Here is a 21,072-nt window from a genome sequence, read left to right on the forward strand (position 1 = left end):
GCGACACGCAGCGCTACCGGCTGGGCGTGAACCACCACCAGATTCCGGTGAATGCGCCGAAGTGTCCGTTCCACCACGCGTTCCACCGCGACGGCGCGATGCGCACCGACGGCAACCTGGGCGGCACGGTGAACTACGAGCCGAACCGCTTCGACGACTTCACGCAGGACCGCAACGCGGCAGAGCCGCCGCTTGCGGGCGGCACCGTGGACCACTACGACCATCGTGAAGACGGCGACTACTACAGCCAGCCGGGCGCGCTGTTTCGTCTGTTCGACGCGGCTCAGCGTGAGCGCCTGTTCGCGAACATCGCAGCGGCCATCGACGGTGTGCCGAAGGAAATCGTGGAGCGGCAGGTCGAGCATTTCCGCCGTGCCGATGCGGCGTATGCCGAAGGCGTGATTGCGGCAATGGCTGCGCGGGCGGAAGCCGCGAAGTAAAAGCCCGGCAATCGAGGCGCGTTGCGGACGGTGGGTGTTTCCGCCGTCCGCGCAGATCGAGATGCAAGGCGAAGCAGGCGAAACACCGGGCGAGGCGCTTCAGCGCCTCGTTCGTTCTTGAAGTTGGAACGGAGAAGGATCATGAATTCGAACCCAATCGCCCAGCGAGCCCATTCCGGCGCGGCAGTCGCATCCGCCTTTCATGCGGGCGGCGACATGCTGATGCGCAAGGCACTGGGTTTCGCGATCGTGAGTAGCGGGTTTGCAGTGTTGGTCGTGCAAGGCGTGCAGCACGTACTGCGCGGCTAGGTCCGTGTCACGTGCGATGCGCGGTTCTTGACCCGCATGCCTGCGCGTGTGCCACCGTGCGCAAGCGGATCGCTATTCCAAGCTAAACTGTCGCCTGCTCGAAGGTCCATGCATGGCGTCTGTCTCATGGGCCAGCGACGGTTCGAATCACTCTTCCAAGGAGTCATCATGGCCAAAAAGGGATCCGTGCAGCAAGTCAACATCGGCATCAACGACAAGGACCGCAAGAAGATCGCGCAAGGCTTGTCGCGTCTGCTTGCCGACACGTACACGCTGTACCTGAAGACCCACAACTTTCACTGGAACGTGACGGGACCGATGTTCAACACGCTCCATCTCATGTTCGAAACGCAATACACGGAGCTCGCGCTCGCGGTGGACGCGATCGCCGAGCGCATTCGCGCGCTGGGCGAGCCGGCGCCGGGCAGCTATCGCGACTTTGCGAAGCTCTCGTCGATTCCGGAAGCGGACGGCGTGCCCGCCGCCGAGGAAATGATTCGCCAGCTGGTGCAAGGGCAGGAAGCCGTGGTGCGTACCGCCCGCGAAATCTTCCCGGCCACGGAAGCTGCCAACGACGAGCCCACCGCCGACCTGCTCACGCAGCGCATGCAGACGCACGAAAAGACTGCATGGATGCTGCGCGCAATGATCTCGTGATGTCCCGCGCGCGAACACGCGCCCTGCAGTAACGCGCGTGACGGCAGAGCCCGCTTGCCGGGCCTGCCCGCGCGGCCTGACCTACAATAGCGGGATCGTTTTCACCGGCACGTCCCATGTTCGCCCGACTCCCGCTGTATCTGCGCCTCGTCCGCATGGACAAGCCGATCGGCAGCCTGCTGCTGCTCTGGCCCACGCTCAACGCGCTCTGGATCGCGTCCAACGGACACCCGCCGCTCCAGCTGCTCGCCATCTTCGTCGTCGGCACCGTGCTCATGCGCTCGGCGGGCTGTGCCATCAACGACTACGCGGACCGCGATTTCGACCGCTACGTGAAGCGCACCGCCGAACGGCCCATCACATCGGGCAAGATCAAGGCGTGGGAAGCCGTGGCACTCGCGGTAGGGCTCTCGCTCATCGCGTTCCTTTTGATCCTGCCGCTGAACGCCTTAACGAAGGAGCTTTCCGTCGTGGCGCTCTTCGTGGCCGGCTCGTATCCGTTCACCAAGCGTTTCTTCGCGATTCCCCAGGCCTATCTCGGCATTGCGTTCGGTTTCGGCATTCCAATGGCGTTCGCGGCACTTCAGGACCACGTGCCCGTACTCGCGTGGGTGATGCTCGCGGCGAACGTGTTCTGGTCGGTGGCGTACGACACGGAGTACGCGATGGTGGATCGCGACGACGACATCAAGATCGGTATCCGCACGTCGGCGCTGACCTTTGGCCGCTTCGACGTGCTCGCCATCATGCTCTGCTATGCCGCGACGCTGGGCATCTATGTCGGCGTCGGCGTCGTGCTGGGCTTCGGGTTGCTGTACTGGCTCGGCTGGGCAGCGGCGGCAGGTTGCGCCGTCTATCACTACACGCTGATCCGTAACCGCGAGCGTATGCCGTGCTTCGCGGCGTTCCGGCACAACAACTGGCTGGGCGGCGCACTCTTTGCAGGCATCGCCGCGCATTACGCGGCGGCTTCGTTCTAGTTTCTTCTGCTGCCCTCGGGCGCCGGCTTCGGGCTTACTGCTTGCCGAACGCCTCGCCCATTTCTTTCGCCCGCGCGTCCGCGGCCAGTGCGCCGCGCACGATCGCTTCCTTCACGCCCGACGCGTCGAACGAGGCCAGCGCCGCCGCGGTGGTGCCGCCCTTCGACGTCACGCGCTCGCGCAGCACGGCCGGCGGCTCGTCGGACTGCGCCGCAAGCTGCGCCGCGCCCGCGAATGTCGCGATGGCGAGCGCGCGTCCCTGCTGCTCGTCCATACCCAACTGGCGTGCGGCTTCTTCGAGCGCCTCGATGAAATAGAACACGTAGGCGGGGCCGCTGCCGGAGATTGCCGTGACGGCGTCGATCTTTGTTTCGTCGTCGAACCAGACGGTTTGGCCCACGGCGCCCAGCACCTGCGAGGCGAGCGCGCGGCCCGCTTCGTCCACCCCCGAGGTCGCCACGAGACCAGCCGCGCCCATGCCGATCAGCGCGGGCGTGTTCGGCATCGTGCGCACGATGCGCGCGTGGCCGCCCAGCCAGCGAGAGAGGTCCGCGGCGCGGATGCCGGCCATGATGCTGATGACGACCTGCGTCGGCGCGAGGTGCGGTGCGAGCGCCGTTGCCACGTCCTTCGCGACCTGCGGTTTCACGGCGAGCACCACGGCGTCGTAGGCGGCGAGCGCCGCGTCGGCGGCGGCGCCGGTGCGGATGCCGAATTGCTGCTCGCTGCGCGCGCGGGCGTCGGCATTCGGATCGATTGCGTAGAGGTCGCCGGGCGCCACGCCGCGGCGGATCATGCCGCCGATGAGTGCAGCGGCCATGTTGCCGCCGCCGATGAAGGCAATCTTCATGATGGTGATGAAAAGAGGTGAGAACGGGTGAGTCAGTGGGCGTATTGGCGCGCGCCGAAAATCGCGGTGCCGATGCGCACGATGGTGGCGCCTTCGAGCACGGCCGCTTCGAGGTCGGCGGACATGCCCATGGAAAGCGTATCCAGCGCGAGGCCGTCGGCGCGCAGCGAGTCGAAGAGCTCGCGCAGCATGCGGTGCGGCGCGCGTTGTGCCTCGAGGGTTTCGGCCGGCTCCGGGATCGACATCAGCCCGCGCAGACGCAGCTTCGGCAGCGCGGCAATCTCATGCGCGACGGCGGCGGCCTCGGCGGGCGTCACGCCGCTCTTCGACGCCTCGCCGCTCACGTTCACCTGGAGCAGGACGTTGAGCGGCGGCAGCGCGTCGGGCCGCTGCTCGGCGAGCCGCTGCGCAATCTTGAGGCGGTCCACGGAGTGCACCCAATCGAAGTGTTCGGCGACGGGGCGCGTCTTGTTCGATTGCAGCGGTCCGATGAAATGCCATTCGATGGATGCGCGCAGGTCGGCGAGCGCTTCGATCTTCGCGATGGCTTCCTGCACGTAGTTCTCGCCGAACGCGCGCTGGCCCGCGGCGTGGGCGGCGCGTACGTCGTCGGCGGGGAAGGTCTTGGAGACGGCGAGCAGCGCGACCGATTGCGGGTCGCGGCCGGCCGCGTGCGCCGCGCGCTCGATGCGCGCGTGGACGTCGGCGAGGTTATGGGCAATATCTGACATGACGCGCGGGCATGAAGCTGGACGGGGACGGCAGAGCGGACACCTGGCGAGCCATCTGGCGAATCCGTAGGCAAACCGGCAGGCAGGCGCGGTGCCGCGAGCAGGCGCCCATTATACGGAGCCTGGATTGGCGAGCATATGCTCGACCAGCTCGATCCAGTGCGCGACGGGCAGGGAGGTACCGCTTTGCAGATGCGCGATGCAGCCGATGTTGGCCGACACGATCATCTGCGGCTCTACGGCGTGCAGGCGCTCCAGCTTCTGGTTGCGTAGCGCGTACGAGAGCTTTGGCTGCAGCAGCGAGTACGTGCCCGCCGAACCGCAGCAGGTGTGGCTGTCGGCGGGGAGTCGCACGTCGATGCCGAGCGTCGTGAGCAGGCGCTCGACGTCGCCCCTCAACTGCTGTCCATGCTGAAGCGTGCACGGCGGGTGGTACGCCACCGTATGCACGCTGCGCCGGCGCGCTGCTGCCGCCAGTTGCTCCTCGAACTGGGGCAGGATTTCCGAGATGTCGCGCGTGAGGTCGGCCACGCGGCGCGCCTTCTCCGCATACGCGGGGTCGTCGCGCAGCAGGTGCGCGTATTCCTTGACCGTTGCGCCGCACCCCGACGCGTTCATCACGATCGCCTCGACGCCCTGCTCGACGTAGGGCCACCAGGCGTCGATGTTGTGACGGGCGTCGTCGAGGGCTTCGTCGTTGTAGCCGAGGTGCAGGCGGATCGCTCCGCAGCAGCCGGCGTCCGGCGCGACCACGGTTTCGATGCCGAGCGCGTCGAGCACACGCGCCGTGGCGGTGTTGACGTTCGGCATCATCGAAGGCTGCACGCAGCCGGCCAGCATCAGCATCTTGCGCGGATGCTTCGCGGTGGGCCACGCGAGCGCACGCTGGTGCGCGGGCACCTTGTCGCGCAGCTTCTTCGGCAGCAGCGCGCGCACGTGCTGGCCAAGCCGCATGGCGGGCGTGAAGACGGCGCTGTTGGGCAGGAAGCTCGCAAGGAAGCGGCGCAGCGCGCGCTGGCCCGCGGGCCGCGGCACCTTCTCTTCGGCGAGCTTTCGGCCTATCTCCACGAGCCGGCCGTACTGCACGCCGGAAGGGCAGGTCGTTTCGCAGTTGCGGCAGGTGAGGCACCGGTCGAGGTGCGTCTGCGTGCTGCGCGAGACTTGCGACCCTTCCACCATCTGCTTGATGAGATAGATGCGTCCGCGCGGACCGTCCAGCTCGTCGCCGAGCAACTGATAGGTGGGGCAGGTCGCGGTGCAGAAGCCGCAATGCACGCACTTGCGCAGAATGGCGTCGGCCTCGTTGCCGTCGGCGGTGTTGCGAATGAAGTCCGCGAGGTTGGTTTGCATCGCGTTGCTCAGAAATCGGGGTAGAGCCGGTTGCGGTTGAAAATGCGCGCCGGGTCGAACGCGGCTTTCAGCCCGCGATGGATCTTCATCACGGGCGCCGGCAGCGGCGTGAACACGCCCGCGCTGCGGTCGTAGCCGTGGCCGGTTCGAAAGAGGGTGGCGTGACCGCCGGCCTGTTTCGCGCTCATGCGTACCGTCTGGGCGTCGGTGTCGGTGATCCACCAGCGTTGCGCGCCGCCCCATTCCATCAATTGAGCGCCCGGCAGTTGCAGCGGCTCGGCAATCGAGGGCAGCGCGAGGCGCCACAGCGCCGACTTCGGCGCGATGCCGGTGAAGAACGGATCGGTCTGCTCGCGCAGGCCTGCCCAGAAACGTTCGGCCTCCACAGCATCCACCACTTCGCCGCCGAGCGTGGCGCGCGCCGTCTTGACGGCGGCCTCGGCGCCTGCGAGGCGCACCACCAGCGTGTCGTTGCGCCACGCGCTGCCCGTGATGGGCAGCGGGCGGCCGCCCCACTCGTTGAGCTTGCGCACGGCGTCGGTGCCGTTCATGTCGAAGCGAAGCGTTGCTTCGGCTTTGGGCAGCGGCAGCACCTTGACGGACAGTTCGAGCATCAGACCCAGGGTGCCGAGCGAGCCGGCGAGCAGGCGCGAGACGTCATAACCCGCCACGTTTTTCACCACCTGGCCGCCGAAATGCAGCACCTGCCCCTGGCCATTCATGATGACGGCGCCGAGCACGAAGTCGCGCGGCGCGCCCGCGTACGGGCGGCGTGGCCCGGCAAGTCCGGCGGCGATGCAGCCGCCCAGCGTGGCCTGTGCGCCGAAGTGCGGCGGCTCGAATGCCAGCATCTGGTCGCGTTCGGCGAGCGTGGCTTCGATCTCGACGAGCGGTGTGCCGGCGCGCGCCGTGATGACGAGCTCGGGCGGATCGTAGGAGACGATGCCGCGGTGCGCGCGCGTATCGAGGATCTCGCCTTCCAGCGCCTGGCCGTACCAGTCCTTGGTGCCGCCGCCGCGGATGCGTAGCGCGCGTCCCTGGGCGCTTGCCGAGCGGATGCGCTCGGACCAGTCCGCGACGATGTCGTCCTCTTCCATGGCGTCTTGTTCGTTGTAGGTCGTTCGATTGTACCGACTGGGTTTGCCCCCGCAACCGGAACGACCCTAAGCCCGGCCCCCGATCCATCACGCCGCAGGCAATTGCAAAAAACCGTGGCTCAAAAGCCTGCGGCTCAGAACCGCGGCAGATCCGGATGCGGCAGCAGCCCGCCGCGCACGTGCAGCTTGCCGTACTCGGCGCAGCGCGCCCGCGTCGGAATGCCCTTGTCGGGATTGAGCAGTCCCGGCGGATCGAAGGCGCGCTTCACTGCGTGGAACGTGTCGCGCTCTTCCGTCGAAAATTGCACGCACATCGAATTGATCTTCTCGATGCCCACGCCGTGCTCGCCCGTCACCGTGCCACCCAGTTCGACACAGGTTTCGAGGATGTCCGACCCGAAGGCCTCGGCGCGGTGCCACTCGTCGAGGTCGTTGCCGTTGAAAAGAATCAGCGGATGCATGTTGCCGTCGCCTGCGTGGAACACGTTGATGCAGCGCAGCCGGTACTGCTCTTCCAGCGTCTTGATGCGCATGAGCAGCGGCCCGATGCTGCGCCGTGGCACGGTGCCGTCCATGCAGTAGTAGTCCGGCGAAATGCGGCCCGCGGCCGGGAATGCGTTCTTGCGGCCCGACCAGAAGCGCAGCCGCTCGGCTTCGGTGCGCGAAATCTGGATGCGCGTGGCGCCATGCTCGCGCAGCACGGCGGTCATGCGCACCACTTCCTCGGCCACTTCTTCGGGCGTGCCGTCCGACTCGCACAGCAGGATGGCCTCGGCGTCGAGGTCGTAGCCCGCGCCGACGAATTCCTCCACCGCACGCGTGGCGGGGTTGTCCATCATTTCGAGCCCGGCTGGGATGATGCCCGCCGCGATGATGCCGGCCACCGCGTCGCCGCCTTTCACGACGTCGTCGAAGCTCGCCATGATGACCTGCGCCATTTGCGGCTTCGGAATGAGCTTCACCGTGACCTCGGTGACGATGGCGAACATGCCTTCGCTGCCGATCAGCACGGCGAGCAGGTCGAGGCCCGGCGCATCGGGCGCGAGCGAGCCGAATTCCACGATGTCGCCGTCCATCGTCACCGCGCGCACGCGCAGCACGTTGTGGACCGTGAGGCCGTACTTGAGGCAGTGCACGCCGCCCGAATTCTCCGAGACGTTCCCGCCGATCGTGCAGGCAATCTGCGACGACGGGTCCGGCGCGTAATAGAGGCCGAACGGCGCCGCCGCTTCGGACACTGCCAGGTTGCGCACGCCGGGCTGCACAGTGGCCGTACGCGCGTACGGGTCCACCTCGACGATTTTGCGAAAGCGCGCGAGCGAGAGCACGACGCCGTGGCGGATCGGCATGGCGCCGCCCGACAGGCCCGTGCCCGCACCGCGCGGCACGATGGGCACGTCGAGGCGCCGGCAGATCTGCACGATGCGCTGCACCTGCGATTCGGTCTCGGGCAGCGCGACTGCGAGCGGCAGGCGCCGGTACGCCGAGAGACCGTCGCATTCGTACGCGACCGTGTCTTCCTCGCGGTAGAGCAGGCAGTGCGTCGGCAGCACGGCCATCAGCGCCTGCACGACTTCGCGCTGGCGTTGTGCGAGTGCGTCCGCTGTCAGTTCGCCCGGTGCGTTCATGAGGTCTCCCGCGTCGAGGGTGTCGGGTTTGTCGGGTTGTCGGGGCGTCGCCGCGCTGTCATGCCGACCAGGAAAAAATCTTCCCGGGGTTCATCAGATTGCGCGGATCGAGCGCGTGCTTGATGGCGCGCATCGTGTCGACCGTGTCGGCACCGTGCTCGTCCAGCAGAAAGCCCATCTTGTGCAGGCCCACGCCGTGCTCGCCGGTGCAGGTGCCGTCCATGCGCAGCGCGCGTTCGACGATGCGCCGATTGAGGCGCTCGGCTTCCTCGAGTTCCTCGGGCTTGTCGGGATCGATCAGGATGGCCACGTGAAAGTTACCGTCGCCGACGTGGCCCACGATCGGGCAGGGCAGCGGCGAGGCGCCAAGGTCGGCCTCGGTCTCGGCCACGCACTCGGCGAGGCGCGAGATCGGCACGCAAACGTCCGTCGTCACGGCGCGGCAGCCGGGCTTCAGTTGCAGCATCGCGAAATAGGCGTTGTGGCGCGCGTTCCAGAGCCGGCTGCGGTCTTCGGGACGCGTGGCCCATTCGAAGCCCTCGCCGCCGTTTTGCGCGGCGATTTCCTGAACGGTCTTGGCCTGTTCCTTGACGCCGCTTTCGGTACCGTGGAACTCGAAAAACAGCGTGGGCGCCTCGCGCAGCGTGAGGTTCGAATGGCGGTTGATCGAACGGATAGCAAGTGAATCGACGAATTCGACGCGCGCTACGGGCACGCCCATCTGGATGGTCTCGATGACGGCGCGCACCGCGTCGCCCATCGACGCGAACGTGCACACCGCCGCGGACACCGCTTCGGGCTGCGGATAGAGTCGCAGCGTGATCTGCGTGATGACGCCGAGCGTGCCTTCCGAGCCCACCAGGAGGCGCGTGAGATCGTAGCCGGCAGACGACTTGCGCGCGCGAGAGCCGGTCTTGATGACGCGGCCGTCGGCCAGCACCGCCGTGAGGCCGAGCACGTTCTCGCGCATCGTGCCGTAGCGCACGGCGTTGGTGCCCGAGGCGCGCGTGGCGCACATGCCGCCGATACTCGCGTCCGCGCCCGGATCGATGGGGAAGAAGAGGCCCGTGTCGCGCAGCGCCTCGTTGAGCTGCTTGCGCGAGATGCCGGGCTCCACGGTGACGGTAAGGTCTTCGGCGTTGATCGAGAGCACGCGGTTCATCTCGGAGAGATCGATCGACACGCCGCCCTGCACCGCGAGCAGATGACCTTCGAGCGACGAGCCGTTGCCGTACGGAATGACGGGCACGTCGTACTGGCCGCACAGCCGCACGATGGTCTGGACCTCTTCGGTACTGCGCGCGAACACGACGGCGTCGGGCAGTTGGGGATCGAACGGCGATTCGTCGCGACCGTGATGAGCGCGTACGGCTTCGGCTGTCGACACGCGTTCGCCAAAGGCGCTCTGGAGCGCGGCAAAAAGACCAGTGGGGAAGGGACGACGGGCAGGATGCAGGGAGGTGGGCGGCGCGAGTTGATTCACGCGTGTCTCCTGATAACGATTGAGTGGTTCTGCTTTTGCTTCATTTTACGCCGATCGACCCTGCGCCCGCCGCCCGGGCTTCCCCGCGCCTCGCGGGCACGGAGAGGGGCGACGCGCGAACCTATAATGTCGCGCACCGCATTGGCCAATGCATCGATCGACAAAGGGGACGACATCATGGGCAACCGCCTCAGCAAAATCGCAACACGCACCGGCGACGACGGCACCACGGGTTTGGGCGACGGCAGCCGCGTGCGCAAGGACGATGCGCGGATCGCGGCGATCGGCGATGTGGACGAACTGAACTCGCAGATTGGCGTGCTGCTCTGCGAAGCGCTGCCCGACGACGTGCGCGACGCGCTGACGGTCATCCAGCACGATCTGTTCGACCTGGGCGGCGAACTATGCGTGCCGCGCCACACGATGATGACCGACACGCACCTCGCGCAGCTCGACGATTGGCTCGCGGCATACAACGCGACGCTCGAACCGCTCAAGGAGTTCATCCTGCCGGGCGGATCGCGGGCGGCGGCGCTGGCCCACGTATGTCGCACGGTGTGCCGGCGTGCCGAGCGCTCCATCGTGGCGCTGGGCGCTCAGTCCCACTCCGCCGGCATGGCAGGGGCGAAGACCGGCGAGCCGGATAAGGGGCGCGATTCGGCGCTCAACGATGTCCCGCGCCGCTACGTGAACCGCCTTTCCGACCTGCTGTTCGTGCTCGCGCGCGTGCTCAATCGCGCCGACGGTGGCAATGACGTGCTGTGGCGCCATGACCGCAGTGCAAAAAAACATCGCTGATGTTGGATTCGCGTCACGTTTCAAGCTTTTTGCGCTGCGACAAAATGTCCTCGTTTTTGTTCGTGCTAAAAAATGTATCGTGTCAGCATCTTTTGAGGAGAGACACGCTATGACAGCGCTTACCGCTGAACAGATGGCCCGCGTGAAGGCTACGGCCCCTGTTCTTGCCGAGCATGGCACCACGATCACGAAGCATTTCTACAAGCGCATGTTCGCGCACCACCCGGAGCTGAAGAACGTCTTCAACCAGACGCACCAGCAAAGCGGCAGCCAGCCCGAAACGCTGGCACGCGCGGTCTATGCCTACGCCGCGAACATCGACAATCTCGGCGCGCTCGGTTCTGCGGTGTCGCGCATCGCCCACAAGCACGCGAGCCTTAACATTCGTCCCGAACACTACCCTGTGGTGGGGCGGCATCTGCTTGGCGCGATCGTCGACGTGCTGGGCGACGCGGTGGATCAGGACACGCTAACGGCGTGGAAGGTGGCCTACGGTCAACTGGCGGACATTTTGATCGGCGCGGAAGCGAAGCTGTATGAAGGCGCGGCGTGGAGTGGTTTCCGTCCGTTCGTGGTGGCGCGCAAGGAAGTGGAAAGCGACGAGATCACGTCGTTCTATCTGACGCCGCCCGATGGCGCGGACGCGTGCCGCTTCCAGCCAGGCCAGTATGTGAGCGTGATGCGTTTCGTGGACCGGCTCGGCGTTGACCAGCCGCGTCAGTACAGTCTTTCGGACGCCCCGCATGGCCGCTGGCTGCGCATTTCCGTGAAGCGCGAGGCCGCACGCGATGACGTGCCGCCGGGCCACGTGTCGAACCTGCTGCACGACGGCGTGGAAGAGGGCACCGTGGTGCATGTGAGCGCGCCGATGGGCGACTTCACGCTCAACCGTTCGGCCGATACGCCGGTCGTGCTCGTGAGCGGCGGCGTGGGCATTACGCCGATGACGTCGATGCTCTCCACCTTGCTGGCCGATGGCAGCCAGCGCCCTGTGGCGTTCGTGCATGCGTGTCGCAATGGCCGCGTGCATGCGTTCAAGACCTGGCTGAACGGTGTGGCTGCGTCGAACGCAAACGTGTCGCGCACTGTGTTCTACGAAGCGGTGGATGCGGCTGACCGCGAGGGCGTCGATTACGACTTCGAAGGCCGGCTCGACTTCAAGCGCATTGCCGACAAGGCTCTGCTGCCGAATGCCGACTACTACATCTGTGGTCCGCTGCCGTTCATGCGCGAGCAGCGCGACGCGCTTGTGGCGCTGGGTGTGGACGCTTCGCGCATCCATACCGAAGTGTTCGGCTCGGGCGCGCTCGAATAAGCGTTTCGTTTTCCGCGTTCGGGTACGGCATCAACCCGCTGCATCACCCCACTGAGAGCCGGACCGGCTTGCCGATCCGGCTCAGCAGTTCTACCAGCATGTCGATGGTGAACTTCGAAGTCTTGCGGTTCACCACATCCGAAACGCGCGGCCGCGACACCATGAGCACCTGGGCGGCCTCCACCTGCTTCAGGTTGTGCTGCTCGATCCATTGCGTGAGTTCGGCCATGAGCTGCTCCTTGAGCAGCCGCGTGTCGTTGATCTGCTTTTGCGACGCTGCGTAGAGACGCTTCGCTTCGTCCGGCGCAAAGCCGAGTTCGAGGAAGAGATTGGCGCCCGGCTTCGTGACGTGCCGGATTTCGGTGTCGATGTTCACGGTCTTGCTGGTCATTTACTGAATCTCCCTGCGATGAGCCACGGCGCGGTAACGCGCCATGGCGATTTCCGTATCGAGCGTTCGGGTAACCGGTGTCTTCTTCTGAAAGCAGTGAAGCACGTACACCGCTTCTTCGAACTTCGCCACGTAGAGCACCCGCCAGGTGCCGAAGCGCTCGCGGATACGGATTTCCCGCGTACCCGCGCCGATGCGCTCGAACGGCTTCCAGTTGGTCGGATCGAGGCCCGCCTGCACCTTGCCAAGATCGAAGCCAGCCTGCCTGCGTACTGCCTGGGGAAAAGCGAGCAGGTCGTCCAAAGACGAACCCACCCAGCGGATCTCTCGTTCGTGAATCATGGTTACCCAACGTGTATAAAATTTTATACAAGAATGCGCCGTAAAACAAGTTTTGTTCTGCGGCGCGACGGCAACCACCTTACGAATCCCGGCACCCGGCGACTATTCGTCCGGACGGCCAAATAAAAAAGCCCGGCACCTTTGTGCCGGGCTCCTGCTGCTGCCCACCGTCGCTCGAATCAGCCGGTTGCGCAGTTACGTCCGAACTCGTCTGGCCACGCTCAGTTCCCGCTGCCGCGGGCTGCGCGTCGCTGTCGTACCGCTTCGGCGAGGCCTTCGAGCACGCCGACACTTTCGTCCCAGCCGATGCACGCGTCCGTGATGCTCTGGCCGTAGGTGAGCGCGCAACCTTCCTTGAGGTCCTGGCGCCCCGCGACCAGATGCGACTCCACCATCACGCCGACAATGCGCTCGTCGCCGCCGGCAATCTGGCGGCCGATATCAGCGCACACCGGAATCTGGTTCTCGTGCTTCTTCGAGCTGTTGGCGTGGCTCGCGTCGATCATGAGGCGCGCGGCGAGGCCGGCTTTGCCGATGTCGCTGCATGCCGCGTCCACGCTTTGCGCGTCGTAGTTCGGCGCCTTGCCGCCGCGCAGGATGACGTGGCAGTCCTCGTTGCCCGCCGTCGAGACGATGGCCGAATGGCCGCCCTTCGTCACCGAGAGGAAATGGTGCGGCTGCGACGCGGCCTTGATTGCGTCGACCGCGATCTTCACGTTGCCGTCCGTACCGTTCTTGAAGCCGACCGGGCACGACAGGCCGGAGGCCAGCTCGCGGTGCACCTGCGACTCGGTCGTGCGCGCGCCGATCGCGCCCCAGGAGATCAGGTCGGCGATGTACTGCGGGCTGATCATGTCGAGGTATTCGGTGCCCGCGGGCAGTCCGAGTTCGTTGATCTGCATGAGCAGTTCGCGCGCGGTGCGCAGGCCGTCGTTGATCTTGAAGCTGTTGTCGAGATACGGGTCGTTGATGAGGCCTTTCCAGCCCACCGTCGTGCGCGGCTTCTCGAAGTACACGCGCATCACGATTTCGAGTTCGCTCGCGAAGCGCTTGCGTTCCTTCACGAGTCGCCCCGCGTATTCGAGCGCCGCGCGCGTGTCGTGGATCGAGCACGGCCCGATGATGACGATGAGCCGGTCGTCCATGCCATGCAGGATGCGATGCATGGACTGCCGCGCGTTGTAGATGAGGTCGGCAACCGTTTCCGTGCACGGGAATTCGCGGATGAGGTGGGCCGGCGGGACGAGTTCCTTGAGTTCGCGGATGCGCACGTCGTCGGTGTTGTACGGGGGCATGGTTTTCTCCTGATTCTCTTCGTAGCGTGTCTGCGCAGTCTTTGATGCGGCTACAGACGAATTCGAAAGGTCTTGCGGTCAATGCATGAGGCGAAAAAAAACCGCCAGACTGGCTGGCGGTTTTTCGGGAATTTCGGGTGACTTTCGTGCGCTAACACCCCTCTCGATCCGCCAGCGGCCTGAGATACCAAAAGAAATAAAAGTAAAACCGGGCGGACATGATCGTGAGGAAACGCTGGATGCGTGAAGTACGTGCGTTGAAAGTGTTGAGCTTTATAACCCGGCGAACCGGTGCTGACAAGCCGAGTCGCGCAAAAATGCGGGAAATCCGCACGATCCATTGCGATGGCGCAAGGACCGTGCGTTGGTTCGGATCAGATTCGGATCAGACGGTGCCGCCCACCGTCATGCGGTCGATGCGCAGCGTCGGCTGGCCCACGCCCACCGGCACGCTCTGGCCTTCCTTGCCGCAGACGCCCACGCCCGTGTCGAGCCGCATGTCGTTGCCGATCATGCTCACGTACTTGAGCGATTCCGGGCCGCTGCCGATCAGCGTCGCGCCTTTAACGGGGTAGCTGATCTTGCCGTTCTCGATCATGTACGCCTCGGAGGCGGAGAACACGAACTTGCCGTTCGTGATGTCGACCTGGCCGCCGCCGAAGTTCACGGCATAGAGGCCGTTCTTCACCGAGGCGATGATCTCCTGCGGATCCTTGTCGCCGTTCAACATGTAGGTGTTGGTCATGCGCGGCATGGGCAGCGACGCGTACGACTCGCGCCGCGCGTTGCCCGTTACGGGCATGTTCATGAGGCGCGCGTTGAGCGTGTCCTGAATGTAGCCCTTGAGGATGCCGTCTTCGATCAGCGTCGTGCACTGCGTGGCGTTGCCTTCGTCGTCGATGTTGAGCGAGCCGCGGCGGTTCGGCAGCGTGCCGTCGTCCACCACCGTCACGCCCTTGGCCGCCACCCGTTCGCCGATGCGCCCCGCGAACGCCGACGACCCCTTGCGATTGAAGTCGCCTTCAAGCCCGTGGCCAATGGCTTCGTGCAGCAGCACGCCCGGCCAGCCCGGCCCGAGCACGACCGTCATCGCGCCGGCCGGCGCGGGACGCGCTTCCAGGTTCACGAGCGCCGAGTGCACGGCGTCGTCGACGTAGCGCGACAGCACGTCGTCGGTGAAATAGCCGTAGTCGAAGCGACCGCCGCCGCCGCCGTTGCCGATCTCGCGGCGACCGTTCTGTTCCGCGATCACCGTGACGGACACGCGCACGAGCGGCCGGATGTCGGCCGCCAGCGCGCCGTCGCTGCGCGCCACGAGCACGATGTCGTACTCGCCCGCGAGCGCCGCCATCACCTGCGTGATGCGCGGGTCGCGCCCGCGCGCCATCTGCTCGATGCGCTCGAGCAGTTTCACTTTGGCGGTGGCGTCGAGCGAGTGGAGCGGGTCGGAGGGCAGGTACAGATCGCGGCCGGCCACGCCCGTGAGCGACGAGGCCACCTTCACCTTCTGCTTGCCGCCGCCCGACTTCGCGATGGCGCGCGTGGCGATGGCCGCCTGGCGAATCGCTTCGGGCGAGAGGTCGTCGGAATAAGCGAAGGCAGTCCTGTCGCCGGACACGGCGCGCACGCCTACACCTTGATCGATGCTGAAGCTGCCCGATTTGACGATGCCTTCCTCGAGGCTCCACGCCTCGCTACGGGTAGCCTGGAAATACAGATCCGCGTAATCCACGCGATGCGTGAAGATCTCGCCGAGCGTGCGCGTGAGCACGCTTTCGTCGAGTCCATATGGCGTGAGGAGCACGTCCTTTGCGGTCGCGAGATTGCGGATGCCGGGTTCGATGATGTTCATGCGAGCAGTAATGAAAGGACTTGGGTGACAGTTCGGGCCAATATGCGGGATATCAACGGGCGCGCGGCTCGTCCAGCACGCGATGTCGCCATGCGGGCAGGCTCGAGCGAACTTCCTGGATGCGCGCAGGATCGATGTCGCCGACCACGGCGCCCGCGCCTTCGTCGCGTACCGCAACGATTTCGCCCCAGGGGTCGATCAGCATGCTGTGCCCCCAGGTGCGCCGACCGTTTTCGTGCTTGCCGCCCTGGGCCGCGGCGAGCACATAACACTGGTTCTCCACGGCGCGGGCGCGCAGCAGCGTTTCCCAGTGAGCGCGGCCGGTGGTGTACGTGAATGCGGAGGGCACCACCATCAGCGCGCAATCGCCCATGCGCCGGTACAGCTCCGGAAATCGCAGATCGTAGCAGACCGAGAGTCCCACGCGCCCGAACGGCGCATCGAAGGTGCGGACCGCGTCGCCGGGGCGGATGGTGCGCGCCTCGTCGAACGACTCCTCGCCTTTTTCGAAGCTGAACAGGTGGATCTTGTCGTAGCGTGCCACCTCGGCGCCTTGCGGGTCGAACACGAGTGTCGTGTTGAGCACGCGCTCGGGTTCCGGTGCCACGAGCGGCAGCGTGCCGCCGATCACCCATACGCCATGGCGGCGGGCGGCGTCCGACAGAAAGCGCTGGATCGGACCGTCGCCGTGCGGCTCGCGCACGGCGATCTTGTCCGTGTCCTTGAATCCCATGAAGCAGAAGTATTCGGGCAGCAGCACGAGCTGCGCCCCTTGGGCGGCCGCTTCGGCGATCAGTTGTTCCGCCTCGGCGAGATTGCGCTCGCGCTCGGGCGTGCTGACCATCTGCAGCGCCGCAACGCGGTAAGACGACAAACCGGTGTGTGGATCGCTCATCAACCTGACAACCCCCGGCACTGCAACGTCCCACGAAAAAGCGGGTGCCGCCGTGCGCGTAATCTGCTGAATTTCCTGAAAGCCCAGAGGCCGGGTGCTGGGCGAAAGCCCCGGTGGGCGTGGCGCTTGCGGCCTACTGCGCCGCGACCGGCATTTGAGCGTCCATCTTACCCTGTTCGCCCCGCACCCGCTCGACGTGGGGTTTCGACCACGAACCGGTGATCGCGTAGTCGAGCGCGAAGGCCGATGAGATGGAGTGGGAGAGGGCGAAGTCCGCCACGAGCGCGCCCAGCCCGAACAGTGGATTGATGACCGCGGCCGCCACCACGCCGGCCCCGGCGCTCAACGTGGGCACCACGTGGACGTGCAGGTTCTGCGTTTCGTGCGCGAGGTCGACGGTGCCCTTCATTTCGGCGCGTGCCGGAGCGGTGACCATCTTGAAGTTGCTGGTGCGCCCAATGCCGTTCTCGATCTGGCCCGTGCCCGTCACGCTTTCGTACGGCAGCCCTTCGCCGATCACGTCGCGGAAGTTGAGCGTGACGAACCGCGCGAGGCTTTGCAGGCTCAGCACGCCGAGCAGCTTCGCCACACCGGGATCGACTTTCAGGATCTGCCCGTGATGCAGGTCGAGCGCGAGATTGCCGTTGAGCGTGGGATAGTCGATTGCCGTGGGACCGCCACGCCACGCCACCTTCCCCGAGAGCGTGCCGCTGCCCTTCTTGAGCGTGCGCGGCAAACCCGCTCGTTCGAGCAGCGCACCGGCGTCCTTGATGTCGAGCTTGAAGTCGAGCGCGGTGCGACGCGGTGCGTCTTCGTCTGCGTTGGCGCCGAAGCTGCGCGCCGTGCGCCAGTTCGCCGTGGCCGTGAGCTGGGCGGCCGGATTGCTGATGTCGAGCTTGTCGAGTTGCCACACGGGCGCACCGTCTTCCTCGCGGTTGCGGGCGTCCACTTCGAGCCGGCCGACGTTGCGGTCTCGCACGATCAGCTCGTTCACGACGAGGTCGATGGAAGGCATGTTCTGCGCCGGTGCCGAGATCGCTTCGCCCAGCAGATCGTTTTCCGCACGGGCCGGCACCACGAGTTTCGCGAGCCGCGCTTCCAGCGTGCCGGGCGCGCCGGGCACCGCGCCCGGCAGCCAGGTCAGGTGGCCCGACACCTGGTTCGACGCGATGTTCGCCTGCCACGTGCGGTCGGTATGGGATGCGCCCAGCACCACGCTTTCCCAGTGGCGTTTGAGCAGCGTGAGCGTACCGATGTGGACGGCGAAGCGCGATGGCAGGAATTGCGCGACGGTGCTGGCGGGCAGGGCGGGCGCTGCCGTCTTTGCCGTCGTCTGGTTCGGCGCCTGGCCTGTTGCAGGCGCTGCTTGTGCAGTCTGTGCTGTGCCGGCCGTAGCGGTTTGATCCGCACCGGTTTGTCCGGCGGATGCCGACGACGCTTGCGGCGCTGGCGCCACCGGCTGTTGCTGGGCCTTCCCGCGCATGGCTGCGATCACGCCGCGCCAGGCATCGGCGTCGAGCGTGTCGAGATCGACGGCCGCGGTCACGCCTTCGGACGGCAACTCCGCCGGGCGGTTCACGCCGATCGCGCCGCGCACGACTTGCGGCGGCTCGCCCGGCGTCGCGCGCAGCAGATAGGTCGCGGCGACCGGCCCGAACGTCAGCGCCGCGCGTTGCAGTCCACTCGGCTCCAGCTTGCCTGCTTCGTCGCCGTGGGCATCGTCTTCCTTCGTGTTGTCGGGGCGAAACGAGAGGCGCAGCGGCATCGGCTGACCGGCTGGCTTGCCGAATGGGGCAGGGAAGTCGAGCGCGAGGTCGGTCAGATCGGAGCTTGCGGACACCTCGGGCAACTGCTTCTTCGCGCCGCGCACCGAGAGCGCATACGGCGCCGTGCCGCTCATGCGCGTGAGCACCTGCGCCGCCGTGCCGCGCAGGTTGAGCCCGCGTGCCGCGTCGACCGCAATGTTGCCGTCGAGGTCCAACGCATAAGTGCCGTCCTCGCGCAGGCCGCCGTTGGCGTGCACGTCGCCGCCCATGAAGCGGCCCGCGAGGCGGTCCAGTTCTGCCGTGTGCTCCGTGAAGCGCACCTTGCCCGTGAGGTCGGAGAGCGGCGGCACGTTGTGCATCGAAAGCCGGTCGTTCTGGAAGCCCAGCGCGCCCTCCACGGCGATATGCGGTTTAGGCGTGCGCGGTACCGTGAGCTTGAGCGCGAGCGCCGCGGGGCCTTCGGCTTCCACCTTCTCGCCTACGTGCTTCGAGAGGCTGCCCAGCGCGCTGTTGTTCGCGTAGTCGATCATGTCGGCGAGCGGGCCGTGTCCGTTGCCGTTGATGACGAGGCTCGACGCCTTCGTGCCCAGGTCGTCGATCTTGCCCGTCACGCCCGTGAGCAGCACGCGCTTGTAGTAGCCGCGCCCGATGTCGAAGCGCAGCAGGTTTTCCTTGAGCCGGAACACGCCGTCGATACGATCGAAACCAGGCCACACGCTCGGCGTACCGTTCTTGAGCTTGCGCGGCGGGTAGGGCGACGGGTCGAAGCGGCCGCCGGTGAAAGGTGCCTCGATGCGGAAGATGCCCGCCGTCGGGTCGCGCGAGTACGGGAATTTTTCGAGGTTGCCGTGCACTTCGATGGTGGCGCTGCGGGACATGCCGGCCTGCAGACCGTGGCCCAGGTAGATACGCAGCTTCTCGCTGATGCTCGTGGGCAGATAGCGAACGATGCGGTTCACCTGGGCGTGGTCGAAGCTCGCCTTCAGATCGAGCGCGCCGCGGCCGTGGCCCGGGTTCGTATAGTTGGCGACGGCGCTGGCCTTGACGTCCGCGTTTTCCACGCCGAACTCCGGCACATTGATCTTGAAGCCTTTGCGCTTCTCGCCCGGCGCGCGGGCGTTGGCGATGGTCCAGTCGCTGCGGCCATACAGGCGGTCGAACGTGAGGCGCGGATCGTCGAACACGCCGGGCAGCGTGATGGCCGCGTTTGCGGTATCGAAGGTGGCGTTGCCGTGGGTTTCGTCGGCGTCGATGTGCCCCCACAGGTTTTCGATGCCGGGCAGGCCCGCGCGCGGATGGTTACGCGCCGTGAGGCCGGGCGGCGGTTCCTGGGCGGCCACACTGATGCCCTGCAGGTCCGCTTTGAAGCGGTAGCGCACGATCGGCTCCACGCCGTCGCCGCGCTGCTCGGCCGCGGCTTCGCCCGCGTCAGGCCGCGCCCGCTCGATGCCGATCTCGTAGTTGGCAACGAGCCCGCGCGGGTCGAAGCGCACCAGCGTATTGAGGAAGCGGCGCGGCAGCGGCAGCGTGCGGCTGAACTCGGAGAGCATGCCCAGATCCATGCGGTCGCCTTGCACGCTCATCGTCTGCCCGTGCTGGACCGACGGACGGCGGTAATGGCCGGTCAGCGTGGAAAACGAGAGCGTGCGGAAGACGGGCGTGCCGTCGTCGAGCGGCGGCTGGCCGAGTTCGGCGCGCAGGCGGCTCAGCTTCACCGTGTAGTCGCCGGGCGCGGCGTCGACGGTCCAGGAGAAGTGCGCGACCGGCATGTCGAGCCGCGGCTGCGTGGGATGCACGCGCAGCGCGACACCGACGCCGTCCAGCACACCGGTCGCGGTCGTGATGCGGCCTTCGCTGAAGCTTGCCCAGATCACGTTGTCGATGCGGCCGGCGTACGTCTCGACGGGAATGTCGATGTAGCCGGCGAGCGTGGGCAGGTCCACCGGTCCGGTGGATACGTAGGCTGAGCCGCTCCAGCCCACGGGCTTGCCGGGCGCTCCCGTGCGCGGGCTGCGAAAGCGCGCGCGGAAGTCGAGGGGGCCGTGCAGCAGCCGGCCTTCGGGCGGGGCCTGGAGCGCGAGGCGGTGGTCGGTGCCCTCGTTGAGAATGGCGAGGCGGATGTTCTGCAGCGCGATTTCCGGCGCATTGTGGCGCCCGTCGCGCCAGCGCAGCGTGCCGCCGCGCAGCACGATGGCCTGCTGGCGCAAAAGCCAGGTGCTGAACGCGTCGTTGCCGGTATGGGCCGAGGGAATCGGCACGCCGGCCACCGAGAGCGAGCCGCCTTGCGAGCGGGCAACCAGCACGTCAGGCCGGTCCACGATCAGGCTCGACAGGCGCGGCGCGAGCGTAACCAGCGAAAGCCACGAGACCGTGGCCGTGGCATGCGGCACGTTCAGTGCGATCTGGCCGTTGCGGTCGCGAATGGTGAGGTTGGTGACGTCGATGCCGGGCTGGAAGCCGAGCCAGTGCGGCGAAAGCTTGCCGATACGCAGTTCGGCGTGAATCTTGTCGGAAACGAACGTTTCGATGCGCGGACGGAACGTATCGATGCGCGGCAGCACCACGTAGCGCAGACCGAGAATGAGCGCCGCGGCGATGAAGTAGAGCACCACCGCAATGGCGAGCACGACACGCAGCGTGTGCCGCAGCGCGACATGGTGATGCTCGACGGGGACGCGTCCGTTCGCCCGGCTGGCCTGTCCGGCTTCGTACGGACCGGCGGATTCGTTTCGCTCGGACATGCTGCGAGGGGGGCGGTATGGTAGCTTTGCGGTCTAACGACGAAATGTAACACACGGGTGCGCGGCTCACGACATCCGGCAAACCCTGCGCCATCGGCGCCGGCGCGGGGATTGGCGGACCACGGCGCCAGCCTGCCGACGCGTCTTCCTCA

General features: G+C 66.4%; 18 protein-coding genes. 6 read left to right on the forward strand and 12 right to left on the reverse strand.

Annotated elements, in window-relative coordinates:
• The 4 genes from PKKP23_RS17610 to ubiA form a co-directional block, all read left to right on the forward strand.
• On the forward strand, window positions 1-440 hold a 440-nt coding region (locus tag PKKP23_RS17610), incomplete at its 5' end, for a catalase-related domain-containing protein (protein WP_126877857.1).
• Between the two features lie 141 nt (window positions 441-581).
• Entirely contained in the window at window positions 582-749 is a 168-nt protein-coding gene (locus tag PKKP23_RS34150) for a hypothetical protein (protein ID WP_156125922.1), read from the forward strand.
• A 168-nt stretch (window positions 750-917) separates the two neighbouring features.
• On the forward strand, window positions 918-1,406 hold the full coding sequence (locus PKKP23_RS17615) for a Dps family protein (RefSeq protein ID WP_017776971.1): 489 nt from the start codon (window positions 918-920) through the stop codon (window positions 1,404-1,406).
• Window positions 1,407-1,522: 116 nt separating this feature from the next.
• On the forward strand, window positions 1,523-2,386 hold the full coding sequence (gene ubiA / locus PKKP23_RS17620; RefSeq protein WP_126877858.1) for a 4-hydroxybenzoate octaprenyltransferase: 864 nt from the start codon (window positions 1,523-1,525) through the stop codon (window positions 2,384-2,386).
• A 34-nt stretch (window positions 2,387-2,420) separates the two neighbouring features.
• On the opposite strand, the gene proC is transcribed toward ubiA, so the two are convergent.
• From proC to PKKP23_RS17650, 6 genes are all read right to left on the reverse strand, one after another.
• The gene (proC, locus tag PKKP23_RS17625) at window positions 2,421-3,236 is read right to left on the reverse strand and encodes a pyrroline-5-carboxylate reductase (protein ID WP_126877859.1); all 816 of its coding nucleotides are present in this window, start codon (window positions 3,234-3,236) and stop codon (window positions 2,421-2,423) included.
• Between the two features lie 32 nt (window positions 3,237-3,268).
• Entirely contained in the window at window positions 3,269-3,967 is a 699-nt protein-coding gene (locus PKKP23_RS17630; protein ID WP_126877860.1) for a YggS family pyridoxal phosphate-dependent enzyme, read from the reverse strand.
• A gap of 111 nt (window positions 3,968-4,078) precedes the next feature.
• On the reverse strand, window positions 4,079-5,317 hold the full coding sequence (gene glcF, locus PKKP23_RS17635; protein ID WP_126877861.1) for a glycolate oxidase subunit GlcF: 1,239 nt from the start codon (window positions 5,315-5,317) through the stop codon (window positions 4,079-4,081).
• A gap of 8 nt (window positions 5,318-5,325) precedes the next feature.
• Complete coding sequence (gene glcE / locus PKKP23_RS17640; protein WP_126877862.1) at window positions 5,326-6,414, reverse strand: glycolate oxidase subunit GlcE; 1,089 nt, start codon at window positions 6,412-6,414, stop codon at window positions 5,326-5,328.
• A gap of 134 nt (window positions 6,415-6,548) precedes the next feature.
• A complete protein-coding gene (locus PKKP23_RS17645) occupies window positions 6,549-8,042 on the reverse strand; it encodes an FAD-linked oxidase C-terminal domain-containing protein (protein ID WP_126877863.1) in 1,494 nt (497 codons plus the stop codon).
• Between the two features lie 58 nt (window positions 8,043-8,100).
• Window positions 8,101-9,525, reverse strand: coding sequence for an FAD-binding oxidoreductase (locus tag PKKP23_RS17650; RefSeq protein WP_126877864.1), 1,425 nt, complete (start codon window positions 9,523-9,525; stop codon window positions 8,101-8,103).
• 177 nt (window positions 9,526-9,702) lie between these two features.
• Here PKKP23_RS17650 and PKKP23_RS17655 point away from each other — a divergent pair, with 177 nt between their 5' ends.
• Window positions 9,703-10,323, forward strand: a complete 621-nt coding sequence (locus PKKP23_RS17655; RefSeq protein WP_126877964.1) for a cob(I)yrinic acid a,c-diamide adenosyltransferase — start codon at window positions 9,703-9,705, stop codon at window positions 10,321-10,323.
• Window positions 10,295-11,638: an NO-inducible flavohemoprotein gene (gene hmpA, locus PKKP23_RS17660; protein ID WP_126877865.1), complete on the forward strand. Its 1,344-nt coding sequence runs from the start codon at window positions 10,295-10,297 to the stop codon at window positions 11,636-11,638. Before PKKP23_RS17655 ends, hmpA begins: the two co-directional genes overlap by 29 nt.
• A gap of 43 nt (window positions 11,639-11,681) precedes the next feature.
• On the opposite strand, the gene PKKP23_RS17665 is transcribed toward hmpA, so the two are convergent.
• The 6 genes from PKKP23_RS17665 to PKKP23_RS17690 form a co-directional block, all read right to left on the reverse strand.
• On the reverse strand, window positions 11,682-12,014 hold the full coding sequence (locus PKKP23_RS17665; protein WP_126877965.1) for a helix-turn-helix domain-containing protein: 333 nt from the start codon (window positions 12,012-12,014) through the stop codon (window positions 11,682-11,684).
• A gap of 15 nt (window positions 12,015-12,029) precedes the next feature.
• Window positions 12,030-12,371 carry a type II toxin-antitoxin system RelE/ParE family toxin gene (locus PKKP23_RS17670; protein ID WP_126877866.1) on the reverse strand — a complete coding sequence of 114 codons (342 nt, stop codon included), beginning with the start codon at window positions 12,369-12,371 and terminating at the stop codon, window positions 12,030-12,032.
• Between the two features lie 221 nt (window positions 12,372-12,592).
• A complete protein-coding gene (gene aroG, locus PKKP23_RS17675; protein ID WP_017776959.1) occupies window positions 12,593-13,666 on the reverse strand; it encodes a 3-deoxy-7-phosphoheptulonate synthase AroG in 1,074 nt (357 codons plus the stop codon).
• Window positions 13,667-14,051: 385 nt separating this feature from the next.
• Window positions 14,052-15,518: a metalloprotease TldD gene (gene tldD / locus PKKP23_RS17680; protein WP_017776958.1), complete on the reverse strand. Its 1,467-nt coding sequence runs from the start codon at window positions 15,516-15,518 to the stop codon at window positions 14,052-14,054.
• Between the two features lie 52 nt (window positions 15,519-15,570).
• Entirely contained in the window at window positions 15,571-16,413 is an 843-nt protein-coding gene (locus PKKP23_RS17685) for a carbon-nitrogen hydrolase family protein (RefSeq protein WP_126877867.1), read from the reverse strand.
• 133 nt (window positions 16,414-16,546) lie between these two features.
• Window positions 16,547-20,920: a YhdP family phospholipid transporter gene (locus tag PKKP23_RS17690; protein ID WP_126877868.1), complete on the reverse strand. Its 4,374-nt coding sequence runs from the start codon at window positions 20,918-20,920 to the stop codon at window positions 16,547-16,549.
• Window positions 20,921-21,072 lie beyond the last annotated feature (152 nt).

Source organism: Paraburkholderia kururiensis JCM 10599 = LMG 19447, from assembly GCF_003986935.1.
In the GTDB taxonomy this organism is placed as follows: domain Bacteria; phylum Pseudomonadota; class Gammaproteobacteria; order Burkholderiales; family Burkholderiaceae; genus Paraburkholderia; species Paraburkholderia kururiensis.

Bases quoted from the DNA above. Each gene is read 5' to 3' on its own strand.
- PKKP23_RS17645 (WP_126877863.1), bottom strand. From the start codon at position 8,042: ATGAACGCACCGGGCGAACTGACAGCGGACGCACTCGCACAACGCCAG.
- PKKP23_RS17630 (WP_126877860.1), bottom strand. From the start codon at position 3,967: ATGTCAGATATTGCCCATAACCTCGCCGACGTCCACGCGCGCATCGAG.
- proC (WP_126877859.1), bottom strand. From the start codon at position 3,236: ATGAAGATTGCCTTCATCGGCGGCGGCAACATGGCCGCTGCACTCATC.
- tldD (WP_017776958.1), bottom strand. From the start codon at position 15,518: ATGAACATCATCGAACCCGGCATCCGCAATCTCGCGACCGCAAAGGAC.
- PKKP23_RS17615 (WP_017776971.1), top strand. From the start codon at position 918: ATGGCCAAAAAGGGATCCGTGCAGCAAGTCAACATCGGCATCAACGAC.
- glcE (WP_126877862.1), bottom strand. From the start codon at position 6,414: ATGGAAGAGGACGACATCGTCGCGGACTGGTCCGAGCGCATCCGCTCG.
- glcF (WP_126877861.1), bottom strand. From the start codon at position 5,317: ATGCAAACCAACCTCGCGGACTTCATTCGCAACACCGCCGACGGCAAC.
- PKKP23_RS17685 (WP_126877867.1), bottom strand. From the start codon at position 16,413: ATGAGCGATCCACACACCGGTTTGTCGTCTTACCGCGTTGCGGCGCTG.
- hmpA (WP_126877865.1), top strand. From the start codon at position 10,295: ATGACCGCAGTGCAAAAAAACATCGCTGATGTTGGATTCGCGTCACGT.
- PKKP23_RS17690 (WP_126877868.1), bottom strand. From the start codon at position 20,920: ATGTCCGAGCGAAACGAATCCGCCGGTCCGTACGAAGCCGGACAGGCC.
- PKKP23_RS17670 (WP_126877866.1), bottom strand. From the start codon at position 12,371: ATGATTCACGAACGAGAGATCCGCTGGGTGGGTTCGTCTTTGGACGAC.
- aroG (WP_017776959.1), bottom strand. From the start codon at position 13,666: ATGCCCCCGTACAACACCGACGACGTGCGCATCCGCGAACTCAAGGAA.
- ubiA (WP_126877858.1), top strand. From the start codon at position 1,523: ATGTTCGCCCGACTCCCGCTGTATCTGCGCCTCGTCCGCATGGACAAG.
- PKKP23_RS17655 (WP_126877964.1), top strand. From the start codon at position 9,703: ATGGGCAACCGCCTCAGCAAAATCGCAACACGCACCGGCGACGACGGC.
- PKKP23_RS34150 (WP_156125922.1), top strand. From the start codon at position 582: ATGAATTCGAACCCAATCGCCCAGCGAGCCCATTCCGGCGCGGCAGTC.